This is a genomic window from Burkholderia sp. AU19243 (assembly GCF_018148075.1).
In the GTDB taxonomy this organism is placed as follows: Bacteria; Pseudomonadota; Gammaproteobacteria; order Burkholderiales; family Burkholderiaceae; genus Burkholderia; species Burkholderia latens_A.
Window position 1 is genome coordinate 243,167 of sequence record NZ_JAGSTV010000007.1, and the last position, 16,716, is coordinate 259,882.

14 protein-coding genes are annotated in these 16,716 nt (G+C 67.5%); 5 read left to right on the forward strand and 9 right to left on the reverse strand.

Annotated elements, in window-relative coordinates; translation table 11 throughout:
• Window positions 1-16: 16 nt before the first annotated feature.
• Both hslO and KDW55_RS16055 read left to right on the forward strand, forming a co-directional pair.
• Complete coding sequence (gene hslO / locus KDW55_RS16050; RefSeq protein ID WP_040144555.1) at window positions 17-967, forward strand: Hsp33 family molecular chaperone HslO; 951 nt, start codon at window positions 17-19, stop codon at window positions 965-967.
• Window positions 968-1,100: 133 nt separating this feature from the next.
• Window positions 1,101-1,454, forward strand: a complete 354-nt coding sequence (locus KDW55_RS16055; RefSeq protein ID WP_059546111.1) for a hypothetical protein — start codon at window positions 1,101-1,103, stop codon at window positions 1,452-1,454.
• Between the two features lie 92 nt (window positions 1,455-1,546).
• Here the strand turns inward: KDW55_RS16055 and ftsB are convergent, their stop codons facing one another.
• The 9 genes from ftsB to KDW55_RS16100 form a co-directional block, all read right to left on the reverse strand.
• On the reverse strand, window positions 1,547-1,972 hold the full coding sequence (gene ftsB, locus KDW55_RS16060; RefSeq protein WP_040144557.1) for a cell division protein FtsB: 426 nt from the start codon (window positions 1,970-1,972) through the stop codon (window positions 1,547-1,549).
• 82 nt (window positions 1,973-2,054) lie between these two features.
• Window positions 2,055-3,338, reverse strand: coding sequence for a phosphopyruvate hydratase (gene eno / locus KDW55_RS16065; RefSeq protein WP_011885396.1), 1,284 nt, complete (start codon window positions 3,336-3,338; stop codon window positions 2,055-2,057).
• A gap of 106 nt (window positions 3,339-3,444) precedes the next feature.
• The gene (kdsA, locus tag KDW55_RS16070) at window positions 3,445-4,299 is read right to left on the reverse strand and encodes a 3-deoxy-8-phosphooctulonate synthase (RefSeq protein WP_069241533.1); all 855 of its coding nucleotides are present in this window, start codon (window positions 4,297-4,299) and stop codon (window positions 3,445-3,447) included.
• A complete protein-coding gene (locus KDW55_RS16075; RefSeq protein ID WP_040144559.1) occupies window positions 4,296-5,954 on the reverse strand; it encodes a CTP synthase in 1,659 nt (552 codons plus the stop codon). Before KDW55_RS16075 ends, kdsA begins: the two co-directional genes overlap by 4 nt.
• A 187-nt stretch (window positions 5,955-6,141) precedes the next feature.
• A complete protein-coding gene (locus KDW55_RS16080; RefSeq protein ID WP_040144560.1) occupies window positions 6,142-6,987 on the reverse strand; it encodes an alpha/beta hydrolase in 846 nt (281 codons plus the stop codon).
• Window positions 6,988-7,118: 131 nt separating this feature from the next.
• A complete protein-coding gene (locus KDW55_RS16085; RefSeq protein ID WP_212160237.1) occupies window positions 7,119-9,620 on the reverse strand; it encodes a DNA internalization-related competence protein ComEC/Rec2 in 2,502 nt (833 codons plus the stop codon).
• Window positions 9,621-9,677: 57 nt separating this feature from the next.
• Window positions 9,678-10,466, reverse strand: a complete 789-nt coding sequence (locus KDW55_RS16090) for a TatD family hydrolase (RefSeq protein ID WP_040144562.1) — start codon at window positions 10,464-10,466, stop codon at window positions 9,678-9,680.
• 66 nt (window positions 10,467-10,532) lie between these two features.
• On the reverse strand, window positions 10,533-11,228 hold the full coding sequence (gene lolD, locus KDW55_RS16095) for a lipoprotein-releasing ABC transporter ATP-binding protein LolD (protein ID WP_040144563.1): 696 nt from the start codon (window positions 11,226-11,228) through the stop codon (window positions 10,533-10,535).
• Between the two features lie 55 nt (window positions 11,229-11,283).
• Window positions 11,284-12,537, reverse strand: coding sequence for a lipoprotein-releasing ABC transporter permease subunit (locus KDW55_RS16100; RefSeq protein WP_040144564.1), 1,254 nt, complete (start codon window positions 12,535-12,537; stop codon window positions 11,284-11,286).
• 139 nt (window positions 12,538-12,676) lie between these two features.
• Here KDW55_RS16100 and KDW55_RS16105 point away from each other — a divergent pair, with 139 nt between their 5' ends.
• The 3 genes from KDW55_RS16105 (at window position 12,677) to prfB (ending at window position 16,707) form a co-directional block, all read left to right on the forward strand.
• Window positions 12,677-13,753, forward strand: a complete 1,077-nt coding sequence (locus tag KDW55_RS16105) for a regulator (protein ID WP_069241535.1) — start codon at window positions 12,677-12,679, stop codon at window positions 13,751-13,753.
• 10 nt (window positions 13,754-13,763) lie between these two features.
• Complete coding sequence (gene recJ, locus KDW55_RS16110) at window positions 13,764-15,461, forward strand: single-stranded-DNA-specific exonuclease RecJ (RefSeq protein WP_069241536.1); 1,698 nt, start codon at window positions 13,764-13,766, stop codon at window positions 15,459-15,461.
• 141 nt (window positions 15,462-15,602) lie between these two features.
• A protein-coding gene (gene prfB, locus KDW55_RS16115) for a peptide chain release factor 2 (protein ID WP_144245455.1) occupies window positions 15,603-16,707 on the forward strand; the annotation gives its coding sequence in 2 pieces (ribosomal slippage) (window positions 15,603-15,683 and window positions 15,685-16,707; 1,104 coding nt in all).
• The last annotated feature ends 9 nt before the right edge of the window (window positions 16,708-16,716 follow it).

Sequence of the window (16,716 nt, forward strand, 5' to 3'; positions counted from 1 at the left end):
ATTTCAAGGAACAAGAGTGAGCGACCAGTTACAGAAATTCATGTTCAATTCGGCACCCGTGCGCGGCGAGATCGTGTCGCTGCGCAACACGTGGCAAGAGGTGCTTTCCCGCCGCGACTACCCTGCTCCGGTGCGCACGGTGCTCGGCGAGATGATGGCCGCGTGCGCGCTGCTGTCGGCGAACCTGAAATTTCACGGCACCCTGATCATGCAGATCTTCGGCGACGGGCCGGTCCAGATGCTGGTCGTCCAGTGCAACTCGGACTTGTCGATGCGCGCGACGGCCAAGTTCGCCGGCGATGCCGCGCAGACGATCGGCGACGATACGCACTTTGCGACGCTCGTCAATGCGAGCGGCCACGGCCGTTGCGTGATTACGCTCGACCCGGCGGAAAAGCTGCCGGGCCAGCAGCCATATCAGGGGATCGTGCCGCTGAACGGCGTGGACGGGCCGCTGGAGTCGGTGTCGCAGGTGCTCGAGCACTACATGCACCATTCCGAGCAGCTCGACACCCGCCTGTGGCTCGCGGCCGACCGCGACCGTGCGGTCGGCATGCTGCTGCAAAAGCTGCCGGGCGACGGCGGCATCGTGCCGCGCAACGCCGAGACCGACGCCGACACCTGGGAGCGCGTCTGCACGCTCGGCAGCACGCTGTCCGCGAAGGAACTGCTCGAGGTCGAGCCGGAAGTCGTGTTCCGCCGCCTCTTCTGGCAAGAAAACGTGCAGCACTTCGATCCCGCCGGTACGCGTTTTCAGTGCTCGTGCTCGCGCGAGAAGGTCGGCGCGATGCTGCGCATGCTCGGCCGCGAAGAAGTCGACAGCGTGATCGTCGAGCGCGGTCATGTCGAGATCCACTGCGAGTTCTGCAACCAGCGCTACGAGTTCGATCCCGTCGACGTCGCGCAATTGTTCGCCGCACCGGAACTCGCGACCGGGATCACGCCCGCGACCGATCAGCGCCATTGAGCCGCGCGCCCGTGTCGCGAAGCTGGCGCGGGCGCATAATGGCGCACAAGCGTCGCACGTACGGCTTGCGCGCCGCGGGCCCGGCCTTCGGCGCAAGCCGCTTCGCGCTGGCGGCGCGCTGCTGGAGAAACAGATGAATCGCCCGTTCCGCACTCTCGTCCTGACCAGCGTCGCAGCCGGCATGCTGGCGCTCACCGGCTGCGCGGTGCAGCCGCCTTCGTCGACGATCCTGAGCCGCCTGCCCGAAGCCGGTACGTCGGGCGGCCAGCCGCCCGCCCTGTCGAGCGCCGAGCGCAAACGCTACGACGAAATCGACCGGCAGGTGCTGCGCGAGCAGAACGATGCGATGGCGGCGGAAGCTGCCGCGCGCGCATGGTCGTATTACGCGCCGCCGCCGGTGACGGTATACGGCGGTTATTACAGCGGCGGCTGGGGCAACCGGTGGGGCACCGGCATCGGCTATGGCTATCCGGGCTGGTGGTGGTGATGCGCCGCCGCGTCGGCAGATCCGATTGACGACTGCGAGGAAATAAAAAAGCGCGGTATTTCCCGCGCTCGTTGAATGGTTCGGACTGCCGCTCAGTGATGCGCGGTCTTGCCTTTGTCGCCGCCGTGATGCCGCGACGGCTTCGCGATCGATTGCGGGTTCGGCACGACGCGCACGGGCGCCGCGGACACTGCACCGCGCGTCGACGTATTCGACGGCGTGTTGCTCAGCGGCGCAGCCGGCGCATTCGGCGACACGAACTGCACGAATACTTCGCCGTCCTTCACCATCCCCATCTCGTAACGTGCGCGCTCCTCGATCGCGGCGGTACCGCTCTGCAGATCCTGAACCTCGCCAGCGATCCGCTCGTTGCGCAGCTTCTCGTCCGCGTTCTTCTGCAACTGATCGCCGAGCTGCTGGCGCAATTCGTGCACCCGCAGCCAGCCGCCGTGTCCCCACCATAGGGGGTACTGAATGAGCGCCAGCAAGGCAATCAGGACGACAGTGACAAGCCGCATGTAGGAGACGCAGATATAAGAAGCGCCGCTCCGCGCGACATGCACAGAGCGGCGTCGAGATGACGAACCCGATAGTAGCGCGTTAGCGCAGGTTATAGAAAGCCGATTTGCCCGGGTAGCTCGCGATGTCGCCGAGATCTTCCTCGATGCGCAGCAGCTGGTTGTACTTCGAGATACGGTCGCTGCGCGACAGCGAACCCGTCTTGATCTGGCCGGCATTCAGGCCAACCGCGATGTCCGCGATCGTCGAATCTTCCGTTTCGCCCGAGCGATGCGAGATCACGGCGGTGTAGCCCGCGCGCTTCGCCATTTCGATCGCCGCGAACGTTTCGGTGAGCGTACCGATCTGGTTGATCTTGATCAGGATCGAGTTCGCGATGCCCTTCTCGATGCCTTCCTTCAGGATGCGCGTGTTCGTGACGAACAGGTCGTCGCCGACGAGCTGAACCTTCTTGCCCAGGCGCTCGGTCAGCAGCTTCCAGCCGTCCCAGTCACCTTCGTGCATGCCGTCTTCGATCGACACGATCGGGAACTTGTCGGCGAGCGTCGCGAGGTAGTCGGTGAATTCGGCCGACGACAGTTGCAGGCCTTCGCCAGCGAGCTGGTACTTGCCGTCGTGATAGAACTCGGATGCCGCGCAATCGAGCGCCAGCAGCACGTCTTCGCCCGCACGATAGCCGGCCTTCTCGATCGCCTGCAGGATCGTCGACAGGCACTCGTCGTTGCTGCCGAAATTCGGTGCGAAGCCGCCTTCGTCGCCGACTGCCGTGCTCATGCCGCGGTCGCTCAGGATCTTCTTCAGTGCGTGGAACACTTCCGCGCCGCAACGCAGTGCTTCACGGAACGTCGGCTGGCTCACCGGGACGATCATGAATTCCTGGATGTCGAGGCTGTTGTTCGCGTGCGCGCCGCCGTTGACGATGTTCATCATCGGAACCGGCAGTTGCATCGCGCCCGAGCCGCCGAAGTAGCGGTACAGCGGCAGGCCGGCTTCTTCAGCGGCTGCCTTCGCGACAGCCATCGACACGGCCAGCATCGCGTTCGCGCCGAGGCGCGACTTGTTGTCGGTGCCGTCCAGCTCGAGCAGCGTCTTGTCGAGGAACGCCTGTTCCGACGCGTCGAGGCCCATGATGGCTTCGGAGATCTCGGTGTTGATGTGCTCGACGGCCTTCAGCACGCCCTTGCCGTTGTAGCGGCCGGCTTCGCCGTCACGCAGTTCGATCGCTTCACGCGAGCCGGTGGACGCGCCCGACGGCACCGCCGCGCGGCCCATCGTGCCCGACTCGAGCAGCACGTCGCATTCGACGGTGGGGTTGCCGCGCGAATCCAGAATCTCGCGGCCGATGATATCTACGATTGCACTCATGGGTTTCCTCTGAGAATGACGATGGATTCTTCAAACTGCGGCGGCACGCGTGCCGCAACCGCTTTCGCTACTGACGCGCGAAGCCGCCGCAAGGTTCATTCGGTCTTTAATTGAAATCGTTTTCCAGGAACGGATTGCGCTTCACCGCCTGGTCGAGCGTGACGAGCGTCTCCAGCAGCGCACCCATCCGGTTCAGCGGCACCGCGTTCGGACCGTCGGACTTCGCTTCGGCCGGATTCGGATGCGTTTCCATGAACAGGCCCGCGACGCCCGTCGCCACCGCTGCACGCGCGAGCACCGGTACGAACTCGCGCTGGCCGCCCGAGCTCGTACCCTGCCCGCCCGGCAGCTGCACCGAGTGGGTCGCGTCGAACACCACCGGCGCGCCCGTCTCGCGCATGATCGCAAGCGAACGCATGTCGGACACGAGGTTGTTGTAGCCGAACGAGACGCCGCGTTCGCACGCCATGAAGCGGTCTTCCGACAGACCGGCTTCACGCGCGGCGTCGCGCGCCTTGTCGATCACGTTCTTCATGTCGTGCGGCGCAAGGAACTGGCCCTTCTTGATGTTGACGGGCTTGCCCGAGCGCGCGCATGCGTGGATGAAGTCGGTCTGACGGCACAGGAACGCCGGCGTCTGCAGCACGTCGACGACCGACGCGACCTGCTCGATCTCGTCGACCGAATGCACGTCGGTCAGCACCGGCAGGCCGAGCTGCCGCTTCACCTCGCCGAGGATCCGCAGCCCTTCGTCCATTCCGAGGCCGCGAAACGACTTGCCCGAGCTGCGATTCGCCTTGTCGTAGGACGACTTGTAGATGAACGGTACGTTCAGCTTCTCGCAGATCTCCTTCAGGCGGCCCGCCGTGTCGATCGTCATCTGCTCCGATTCGACGACGCAGGTACCCGCGATCAGGAAGAAAGGCTGGTCGAGACCGACCTCGAAATCGCACAGCTTCATGCTTTTGCTCCGCGCGCTTGCTGGTTGGCGAGCGCCGCTTCGACGAACGACTTGAACAGCGGATGACCGTCACGCGGCGTCGACGTGAATTCCGGGTGGAACTGGACACCGACGAACCACGGGTGCATCGAGCGCGGCAGCTCCATCATTTCCGGCAGATCCTCGCTCGGGGTACGGGCGCTGATGATAAGGCCGCCGGCTTCGAGCTGGGGCACGAAGCGGTTATTGACTTCATAACGGTGGCGATGGCGCTCGTTCACGTCCTTGCCGTAGATCTCTTCGGCCATCGTGCCCGGCTTGATCGGGCAGCGTTGCGAACCGAGGCGCATCGTGCCGCCGAGATCGGACTCCTCGCTGCGCGTCTCGACCTTGCCTTCGCGGTCGTACCATTCGGTGATCAGCGCGACCACGCGTTCCGGCGTGTCCGGATCGAACTCGGTGCTGTTCGCCTGCTTCAGGCCGACGACGTCGCGTGCGAATTCGATCACCGCGAGCTGCATGCCGAGGCAGATGCCGAGGTACGGCACCTTCGACTCGCGCGCATAGCGGATCGCAGCGATCTTGCCTTCCGTGCCGCGACGGCCGAAACCGCCCGGCACCAGCACGGCGTCGAGATGCTTCAGACTGTCGACACCGTTCGCCTCGAGTTCTTCCGAATCGATGTACTCGATGTTGACCTTGGTCGATGTGTGGATCGACGCATGGCGCAGCGCTTCGATCAGCGACTTGTACGACTCGGTCAGGTCGACGTACTTGCCGACCATGCCGATCGTGACTTCGTGCTTCGGGTTTTCCAGCTTCTCGACGAGCTCCGACCACATGCCGAGATCGGCGTCCTTCGGCGACAGCTTCAGTTCTTCGCAGATGATGCGGTCGAGGCCCTGATCGTGCAGCATCTGCGGAATCTTGTAGATGCTGTCGGCGTCCCACACCGAGATCACCGCGTCTTCCGGCACGTTCGAGAACATCGAGATCTTCTTCGATTCGTCGTCCGGGATGCGGCGGTCCGCACGGCACAGCAGCACGTGCGGCAGGATGCCGATCTCGCGCAGTTTCTGCACGCTGTGCTGGGTCGGCTTCGTCTTCAGCTCGCCCGCGGTCGCGACGTACGGCACGAGCGTCAGGTGCACGAAGCACGCGCTGTTGCGGCCGAGGCGCAGGCTCATCTGGCGCGCGGCCTCGAGGAACGGCAGCGACTCGATGTCGCCGACCGTGCCGCCGATCTCGACGATCGCGACGTCCGGTTCGCCGCAGGTGGCCGATGCCGCCCCGCGCTCGATGAACGCCTGGATTTCGTTCGTGATGTGCGGAATCACTTGCACGGTCTTGCCGAGATAGTCGCCGCGGCGTTCCTTGCGGATCACCGATTCGTAGATCTGGCCGGTCGTGAAGTTGTTGGCCTTGCGCATCTTCGTGCTGATGAAGCGCTCATAGTGGCCGAGGTCGAGGTCGGTCTCCGCTCCGTCTTCCGTCACGAACACTTCGCCGTGCTGGAACGGGCTCATCGTGCCGGGGTCGACGTTGATGTAGGGATCGAGTTTGAGGAGGGTGACTTTCAGACCGCGCGATTCGAGGATCGCGGCGAGAGAGGCGGCGGCAATACCCTTGCCGAGGGAAGAAACTACGCCGCCGGTGACGAAAACATATTTGGTCATCGCTGGATGCTCGCGGGAAAAACGGATTATACCGTAAAGCCCGCCCTTCTCTCAGCAATTGACGCGATGATCGCGCCCTTTCGCACCGTGCCGCGTCAGCCTTGCGCGGCCGGGGCGAACCGGCCGACCTGCGGCTGCAACCGCGCGCCGGTTGACGCGGCGCACCGGGCGCCGCTTCGCACCCCTGTCACGCCCGCTGCGCGAACACGGCGCCGTCGCGCGGCACGCCGGCCTCGGCCGCCTTCAGCGTATTCAGCATCCGCTGCAATGCGCGGGCCGTCTCGATCGGCCGCTCCATCGGGAACAGATGACTGCCCTCGATCCATTCGATGCGCCCGCGCGCGGCGCGGCGCGTCGCATCGAGCCCGACCTGCCGCACCTCACGCGAACGCGTGCCGGCCAGGAAGCCGAGCGGCACCGGTGCACCGTGCGCGAGCCGCGGACCGAGCGTATGCGGCAGCGTCCGGTAGATCAGGTACTCGACCTGCCGGTCGAACGCGAGCGCACGCGCGCCGTCCGCACCGGCCTGCGGAATCCCGTGGTCGATGTAGTCGGACAGCATTCGCTCGTCCCAGCGCGCGAACGCCGGCTTCTCGTGGAAGTGCCGCCAGGCTTCGTCGCGACTCGTCCAGCGCGTGCGCCGGTTGCGTGTCGCCGCCGCCGGCGACAACCGCTCGTCGAGCCCAGCCCACTGGCTCGCGCGCAGCGCGCGCGCCCGCCATCCCGCGATGATCGGCGAATCGATCATCACCACGCCGCGCACCCACTGCGGCTTTTTCAGCGCGGCCATCAGCGACAGGTAGCCGCCGAGCGAATGGCCGACGAGCCACACCGGACGCTCGTAGCGGCGGCCGATGTCGTCGAGCAACTGGTCGACGAGATGCGGCCAGTCGCGCGTCACCGGGTAGCGGCGATCGTGGCCGATCCGCTCGATGTAGCGCAGCTCGTAATCGTCTGCCAGCTCGGCGAAGATCGTCCGGTACGTCGACGCCGGAAAACCGTTCGCATGCGAGAAATGGATGATGTCCTTCAAACGCCGGTGTCTCCTTTGTCGGCGGAACCGCGTGCCGGTAATGGCTCCCGCCGCATGCTTCGCGGTTGGTCGAATGCCGCTGGCGCAATCCCGAGCCCGCCGTCGGTTATTCCGCAGCGCCAGCGCAGCCGTCACCGGTCCATCCAGTAGCGCCGCTGCGCATGCCGATAACGCTCGAACGCGAAACCGCCGCCTGCGGGCGCGACGTCGAACCGCACGGCGCCGTCGCGATCGGTGCGCGGCAGCGGAATCCCGCGCGCCGCGTAGCGCGCGAGGACCGTCCGGTGCGGATGCCCGAAGCGATTGCGATAGCCTACAGGAAATACCGCGACGCGCGGCCCGACCGAATCGAGGAAAGGCTCGACCGACGACGTGCGGCTGCCGTGATGCGGGACGACGAGGATCTGCGCGGCCAGCGCATCGCGTGCGTCGGCCACGAGCTGCCGCTCGGCGCGCGCGTCGATGTCGCCCGTCAGCAGCGCCGACGTACCGCCTGCGTCGATGCGAAGCACGCACGATCGTTCATTCGACCGACCCGCCGACGCGCGCGGCGGCCACAGCATCGTGAACGAGACGCCATCCCACGTCCACCGCTGCCCGGCCGCGCACGGGAGCCGATCGGCCACGCCGGCCGCTTCCGCGGCGCGCCACAGCCGGTGCCGCGGCGCAATGCCGGCAAGCAGCTGGCGTACGTCGGCCGCCGCATAAACGGCCTGCGCACCGCCCGCGTGATCGGCGTCCGCGTGGCTGAGCACGAGCGAATCCAGTGTGCGGATTCCGCGCGCGCGCAACGACGGCGCGACGATCCGCGTACCGGCATGCGTCGATTCCGCCCCCGGCCCCGCGTCGAACAGCAGCGTCCGACTGGCGGTCTCGACCAGCACCGACGCGCCTTGCCCGACGTCGAGCACCGTCAAGCGAAAGCCGCCGGGCGGCGGCGTATCGGGTGCGGGCGCAACGAGCGGCAGCCACGTGAGCGGCGCAGCCCAGCGCAGCGGCCAGCCGCGCGGCATCAGCGCCCATCCGGCACCCGCGCAGGCCAGCGCCAGCGCGGGCCAGCCGGGCATGCGCAGCCAGAACACGCCGGCCGGCCAGTCGGCCAGGTGCCGCAGCAGCGCCATCATCGGTTCGAGCGCCGCATGCGCGAGCCGGAACGCATAACCGTCCAACGGCGCGGGCAATCCGATACCGGCCAGCACGACCGGCGTCACGACGGAACTGACCCACGGAATCGCGAACGCGTTGCCGAGCGGCCCCGACACCGAAATTTGCGAGAACCACGCGGCCGTGAGCGGCGCGAGACCGATCGTCACTGCGTACTGCACGCGCGTCGCGTCGGCGACTCGACGCCCGGCATGCGCGCACCATGCTGTCAGCCGCTTGCGGCGGGCATCTGCGGCGGCGCCGTCCGGACGCTCGCTGCCGTCGCTCACATGGTCTCCGTCGAATTCGCGCACCGCACGCCAGCCCGCGACCGCCATCAGAATCACCGCGACGGCGCCGAACGACAGCCAGAACCCGGCCGACAACACCGCCCACGGATCGACGAGCAGCACGCCGCCAAGGGCCGCGCACAGCACCGCGGACGTCGGCACGCTGCGCCCCGCCAGATAAGCGGCCGCACCGGCCGCGATCATCCACCATGCACGCTGCGCCGGCACGTTGAAGCCGGCGAGCGCCGCGTACGCGGCAGCGGCCGTCAGCGCGGCGACTGAGGCTACATAAGGCGCCGGCATCAGCAACGCCGCTGCATGTCCACGCCAGCGCAGGCGCCGCCAGGCCATTGATGCGATCCCGCCGGCGAGCGCGCCGACGAGCCCGACATGCAGCCCCGAGATCGCGACCAGATGACTGGTGCCCGTATTGCGCAGCACGCGCCAGTCGTCGTCGCCGATCCCGGATTGATCGCCAACCGCGAGCGCGGCCACGATGCCGCGATGAGGCGCGTCGCTGCCGAGCGCTGCGCCGATGCGCCTGCGCAGCACGTCGCGCGACCGATCGATCGACGCACGCCATCCCGATGCGCGCGCGTCGAGCAGTTGCGCCCGCTCGGGTGCGACGACGTAGCCGGTCGCCCGGATTCCGGCGGCAAGCCACGCTGCCTCGCTGTCGCGCACGAAGGGATTCGCCTCTGCATGCGGACGCTTCAGGCGCACGACCAGACGCCAGCGCTGGGCCGCTCGCAAATCCGGCATCGCATCGCGAGCGGCGGATGCACCGTACGTGCGCCACGACAAGCGGATCAGCGGAGGAAAGCGGGCCAGCCCGGCCTCGTTCGATTCGACCGCGAACAGCATTCGCGCACCGGCGTCGTCGATGGCGGGCAATCCGCGAATCACTCCAGTGATAACGATGTCGCGCCCTTCCCGTTCGACGGGCAGGCTGTCGCGGAGCCGCCATTCGGCGCGCGCGGCTGCATAGCCGAATCCGATCGCGCACGCGGCGCTTGCACACAGCATCCAGCGCAGCACGACGATCGTGCGGGTGCGCGGGCGCCGCGCACCCCCTGCGAGCAACACGCCACATCCCGCAAGCATCACCGCACCGCATGCCCAAACGCCCACGCCCGGCAACGCCGCCTGCCGCTGCAGCACGACGACGCCGAGTGCGAACGCGATCCAGCCCACGCGCATCGCGCCTCCTCGTCGACCCGGCGCCGCCGTGGTCGGGGCGGCGCATTCCGGCAACGATTATGCGGACGAAAGTGCGAGGCGCGGCAGCGCGGCGCGCGCGTTAGCCGTTGTGGATAGGGATAGCGCGTGCGTGTCGATCCCGCGCAGTTCCGCGAGGACGGCACCGATGCGCGGCACCTGGTCGGGCGCATTGCGCGATTTGTACGCCCATTCGGGCGCGATGTCGGGAGCATCCGTCTCGACGACGATCGCATCGAGCGGCAACTGTTCCGCGAGCCGGCGAATCTGCCGCGCGCGTTCGAACGTCACGTTGCCGCCGAAGCCGAGATGCAGCCCCTGCGCGAGATACGCGTCGGCCTGCTGGAAACTGCCGTTGAACGCGTGCGCGATGCCGCGCCGCACGCCGAAGCGGCGCAGCCCGGCGAGCACACGGTCCTGCGACTTGCGCACGTGGCACAGCACCGGCAAATCGAATTCACGCGCGAGCCGCAGCTGCCCCTGATAGAAAAACTGCTGCCGGCCTTCGTCGAGGCCCGGCACGAAGTAATCGAGACCGATTTCGCCGATCGCGACGAAACGCGGATCGTCGAGGCTCGCCTCGATTTCCATCCGCAAGCGGTCGAGATCCTCGTCGCGCGCGTGCGGCGTAAACATCGGGTGAATGCCGAGCGCATAGACCGCGCCCGGCGTGCGCTGCGCCAGTTCGCGCACCGTCGTGAAATTGTCGCGCCCGACGCTCGGGATCACGATGCACGACACACCGGCCGCGCGCGCCGCGTGGGCGACCGCGTCGCGGTCGGCGTCGAATTCGGCTGCATCGAGATGGCAATGCGTATCGATCCACATGGGCGGCTTTCCTGCGCGCCCGCCGCGCCACCCGGCTTCACCGGGCGGCGCGGCGAACGCCTTCGTTCACACCGGCAGCGCCGGCTCCTCGTGGAGCACGCCGTCGCGCAAGCGCATGATGCGGTCGCAGCGCGCGGCAAGCTCGGGATCGTGCGTGACGATCACGAAGCTCGTTTCGAGCGTCTCCGACAGTTCGAGCATCAGGTTGAACACCGTGTCGGCCGTCGAGCCGTCGAGGTTGCCGGTCGGCTCGTCGGCAAGCACGCACGCCGGCTTCGTCACCAGCGCGCGCGCGATCGCGACGCGCTGCCGCTCACCGCCCGACAGCTCGCCCGGCCGATGCTTCGCACGCGGGCCGAGACCGACACGCTCGAGCATCGCCTGTGCCTGCGCGCGCGCGTCGTCGGTCGTCATCCGGCGGATGCGCAGCGGCATCGCGACGTTGTCGAGCGCGGTGAATTCCGGCAGCAGGTGATGGAACTGGTAGACGAACCCGAGCGCGCGGTTGCGCAGTTCGTTGCGCTCGCGCTCGGCGAGCTGCGTGAACGGCTTGCCGAGCAGCGACACCTCGCCGGCGCTCGGCTCGTCGAGGCCGCCCAGCACGTGCAGCAACGTGCTCTTGCCGGAGCCCGACGCGCCGACGACCGCGAGCTTCTCGCCGCGCCGCACCGTCAGCTCGGCGTTGTTGAGCACCTGCACGTTGAAGCCGCCCTGCACGAACGCCTTCGTGATCCCGCGCGCCTGAAGCACGTATTCCTGCATACCTGCCGAATCCTGTCTGATGGGTTGTCGTGAATCCGCGAATGCGGTCGCGCGGTCATTCATAGCGAAGCGCCTCCGCCGGTTTCACCTTCGCGCCGCGCCAGCTCGGATAGAGCGTCGCCACGGCCGACAGCGCGAACGCGATCAGGCCGATCTTGATCACGTCGCCCGCGACGAGCTCGGACGGCAGCTCGCTGATGAAGTAGACGGACGGCGGCAGAAACTGCACGCCGAACAGATGCTCGATCATCGGAATCAGCCACGGGATGCTCCATGCGATCAGGCAGCCGAGCGCGACGCCGGACGCGGTGCCGACGAAGCCGATCGTCACGCCCTGCACGACGAAGATCTTCATGATCGAGCCAGGCTGCGCGCCGAGCGTGCGCAGGATCGCGATGTCGGCCTGCTTGTTGGTCACCGTCATCACGAGCGACGACACGAGGTTGAACGCCGCGACCGCGATGATCAGCGTGAGGATGATGAACATCATCCGCTTCTCGATCTGCACGGCCGAAAACCAGGTCTTGTTCTGCTGGGTCCAGTCGCGGATGTACAGGCTGCCCGACAGCGTGTGCGACAGCTCGACCGCGACCTGCGGCGCCTTCTGCATGTCCGTGAGCCGCAGCCGCACGCCGGTCGGCGCGGACATCCGGAACAGCGCCTCCGCGTCGCGGATGTTGATCATCGCGAGCGTGCTGTCGTATTCGTAGTGTCCTGACTCGAACACGCCGACGACCGTGAACTGCTTGAGCCGCGGCATCATCCCGGCCGGCGTGATCGTGCCTTCGGGCGCCACCAGCGTGACCTTGTCGCCGACCGTCACGCCGAGATTGCCGGCCAGCGCATCGCCGAGCACGATGCCGAACTGACCGGGCACGAGCGCGGCGAGCTGGCCAGCCTTCATGTCCTTGCCGATGTCCGACACCTGCGGCTCGAGCGACGGCTCGACGCCGCGCAGCATCACGCCGTTCACCGCGTCCTGGCGCGTGAGCAGCGCCTGGGCGTCGACGTACGGCGCCGCGCCGATCACCGACGGATTGCGGCGCGCCTCCTGCGCGGTCAATTGCCAGTCGGGCATCGAGCCTGTCGGCGAGAAAACCTCGACGTGCGCGAGCACGGACAGCATGCGGTCGCGCACTTCCTTCTGGAAGCCGTTCATCACGGAAAGCACGACGATCAGCGCGGCGACCCCGAGTGCGATGCCGAGCATCGACACGAGCGCGATGAAGGAAATGAAGCCGTTGCCGGTCGTGCGTTTGCCGGCGCGCGTGTAGCGCCAGCCGATCTGCCATTCGTACGGAAGTTTCAAGCGAATCCTTTCTGCTGGTTACGGCGGGGAAGGCGGCCCGCGGCCGGCCGCCCGGGCGCGGTCAAAAAAACGTCGCCGGACGAGTTCGGACCCGCCCGGACCGTCGGCCGGCCCGATCACGCGCGCAGTTTGCCATACAATGCGCACCATCATGCACGACCGACGCCTCCATTTTCTCGTTCCGTTCGCGCTGCCGTCGGCGGCCGATGCGGCCTCGTCCCTGCACACGCTGGACAGTCCCGCGCTCGAAAAGTTGCTCGCCCGCGCGAGCCTCGCCGAGCGCGTGACCGGCGAGGACTTCCAGCGCACGCTGCCGCACGAGCGCTGGCTGGCCCGCCAGTTCGGCGCGACCCACGGCAATGCCGCCGACGAGGCGCCGCTCGCACCGTATATGCTGCTGGCCGACGGCGGCGACCCCGGCACGCACGCATGGGCGTGCGTCGAGCCCGTCCACGTCGAAATCGCGCACGATCATCTCGTGCTCGTCGATCCGGCCAGCCTCGCGCTCGACGACGGCGATGCCGCCGCGCTACTGGCAGTCGCGCGCCCGTTGATCGAGGAGCTCGGCGTACGGCTCGAAGCGCCGCAACCCGCGCGCTGGTATCTGTCGAGCGAGCAGCTGGCGCGCCTCGCCGGCGCCGCGCCGCTGCGCGCGAGCGGCCGCAACATCGAGATCTGGCTGCCGCATGAAGCGCACACCGGCGAACGCTCGCGGATGTGGATGAAGCTGCAGAACGAAGTACAGATGGCGTGGTTTCAGCATCCGGTCAACGAAGCGCGCGAGGCGCGCGGATTGCCGGCCGTCAACTCGATCTGGTTCCATGCGCAGGGCACGCTGAAGCCGGTCGGCAAGCCGTTCGGGCGCGTGCTGTCCGCGTCGCCCGCGGCGCTCGGCCTCGCGCGCGCCGCGCACGCGGACGCCGGCGCGGTGCCGGCCGCATACGGTGCGCTGCCGGCGGCCGCCGGCGCGACGCTCGTCGAACTGCCGGCGCTGACCGCCCCGTTCATCGAACAGGACTGGGCGCGCTGGCACGATGCGCTCGCCGCGCTGGAGCGCGACTGGTTCGCACCGTCGCTCGCGGCGCTGCAAAGCGGCGAGCTGGCCGGTGTCGGCTTAACGCTGTGCGGCGACACGAGTTCCGTCACGCTGCACGCAACGCGCGGCGATCTGCGCAAGTTCTGGCGCCGCCGCGCGCTGGCATCCCTGTTCGAATAACCACACCTGTATGACCCGGATCGTTACCCGCCCCGTCGCGCCCGCCGACGCCGAAGCGCTCGCACGCCACGGGCTGCACCCTGTCCTCGCGCGCCTGTATGCGTCGCGCGGCGTGCAATCCCCGGCCGACATCGAAATCGCGCTCGCACGCCTGTTGCCCCCCACCGAGCTGAAGGGCTGCGCGGACGCCGCAACGCTGCTCGCCAATGCGATCGCGGACCGCCGCCGCCTGCTGGTCGTCGCCGATTACGACTGCGACGGCGCCACCGCGTGTGCGGTCGCGGTGCGGGGGCTCCGCATGTTCGGCGCGCAGATCGACTACCTGGTGCCGAACCGCTTCGAATACGGCTACGGGCTCACGCCCGAAATCGTCGAACTGGCCGCCGCGCGCAAGCCCGATCTGCTCATTACCGTCGACAACGGGATCGCGAGCGTCGCGGGCGTCGAAGCCGCGAATGCGCGCGGCATCGACGTGCTCGTGACCGACCACCACCTGCCCGGCGACGCGCTGCCCGCCGCGCGCGCGATCGTCAACCCGAATCAGCCCGGCTGCACGTTCCCGAGCAAGCACATCGCGGGCGTCGGCGTGATGTTCTACGTGCTGCTCGCGCTGCGCGCCGAGCTGCGCCGCCGCGGCGCGTTCGCGAGCAAGGAAGCCGAACCGCGCCTCGACGGGCTGCTCGACCTCGTCGCGCTCGGCACCGTCGCGGACGTGGTGCGGCTCGACGGCAACAACCGCGTGCTCGTCGCGCAAGGGTTGCAGCGCATCCGCAACGGCCGCATGCAACCGGGTGTGGCCGCGCTATTCCGCGCCGCCGGCCGCGAAACGCGCACCGCGTCGGGCTTCGACCTCGGCTTCGGCGTCGGCCCGCGCCTGAACGCCGCCGGGCGGCTCTCCGACATGTCGCTCGGCATCGAATGCCTGATCACCGACGACATCGGTCGTGCGTGGGAGCTCGCGCAGCAGCTCGATGCGATGAATCGCGAGCGCCGCGAGATCGAGGCCGGCATGCAGCAGCAGGCGCTCGCCGATCTCGCCGCCGTCGATCCGGCCGACGCATGCACGATCACGCTGTTCAATCCCGCATGGCACCAGGGCGTGATCGGCATCGTGGCCGGGCGGCTCAAGGAGAAATTCCACCGCCCGTCGTTCACGTTCGCGCATGCGGACGACGCCGGCGCGCGGGTCAAGGGCTCGGGCCGCTCGATCCCCGGCTTCCACCTGCGCGATGCGCTCGACCTCGTGTCCAAGCGCGAGCCCGACCTGATCGTCGCGTTCGGCGGCCACGCGATGGCCGCGGGCCTCACGCTCGACACCGCCAACGTACCGCGCTTCGCAGCCGCGTTCGAGGCGGTTGCGCGCGAGTGGCTGTCCGACGATGCGCTCGCGCGCGTAATCGAGACCGACGGCGAGCTGGAGGAAGCGTATTTCACGCCGCAGTTCGTCGGGCTGCTCGACGAAGCGGTCTGGGGCCAGGGCTTTCCGGCCCCGCTTTTTTCCGGCGAATTCGATGTGGTGTCGCAGTCGCTCGTGAAGGAAAAGCACCTGAAGCTGCAGTTGGCACGCGGCCGCCAGCGTTTCAACGCCATCTGGTTCAACCACACCGACCCGCTGCCGGCGAGCGCGTTGATTGCGTACCGCCTCGTGGCCGACACGTGGAACGGCGTGACGCGCGTGCAGCTGGTCGTCGAGCACGCCGCAGGCTGAGCGCCGGCGGCGCTCGGCGCCCGCATGCGCGCCGCGCCGGACTGGCGCGCGGCGCCGATGCAAGCACACTCGGCGTCACCGGGAAACCCCGCCGATCGGCTATAATTCCGCTTTTTTACAACGCAAGAACAGCGAACGATCATGGAAGCGGAACGTCTCAACGCGATCGAAAGCTCCCTGCTCGACCTGCGCAACCGCGCGGGCGAGCTTCGGGGGTATCTTTGACTACGACGCCAAAGCTGCGCGTCTGACCGAAGTCAACAAGGAACTCGAAGACCCGAACGTCTGGAACGATTCGAAGAACGCCCAGGCACTCGGCCGCGAGAAAAAGCTGCTCGAAGGCGTCGTCACGACGCTGACGGCGCTCGATAGCGATCTGCGCGACGCGCTCGACCTGTTCGAGCTTGCCCGCGAGGAAGGCGACGAAGACACCCTCGTCGCATCCGAAGAAGACGCGAAGAAGCTCGAAGCACGCGTCGGCGACATCGAATTCCGCCGGATGTTCTCGAACCCGGCCGATCCGAACAACTGCTTCATCGACATCCAGGCCGGCGCCGGCGGCACCGAGGCGTGCGACTGGGCCTCGATGCTGCTGCGCCAGTACCTGCGCTATTGCGAGCGCAAGGGTTTCAAGGCCGAAGTGCTCGAAGAATCCGACGGCGACGTCGCGGGCATCAAGAACGCGACGATCAAGGTGTCGGGCGAATACGCGTACGGCTTTCTGCGCACCGAAACCGGCATCCACCGCCTCGTGCGCAAGTCGCCGTTCGACTCGTCGGGCGGGCGTCACACGTCGTTCTCGTCGGTGTTCGTGTATCCGGAAATCGACGATTCGATCGAAGTCGAGGTGAACCCCGCCGACCTGCGCATCGACACGTACCGCGCATCGGGCGCGGGCGGCCAGCACATCAACAAGACCGACTCGGCCGTGCGGATCACGCACATGCCGACCGGCATCGTCGTGCAGTGCCAGAACGACCGCTCGCAGCACCGCAACCGTGCCGAAGCGATGGCCATGCTGAAGTCGCGCCTGTACGAAGCCGAAATGCGCAAGCGCCAGGCCGAGCAGGACAAGCTCGAATCGAGCAAGACCGATGTGGGCTGGGGCCACCAGATCCGCTCGTACGTGCTTGACCAGAGCCGCGTGAAGGATCTTCGTACGAACGTCGAAATGAGCAACACGAAGGCCGTGCTCGACGGCGATCTCGACGACTTCATCAGCGCGAGCCTCAAACAGGGCGTGTAAGCGCCGCGG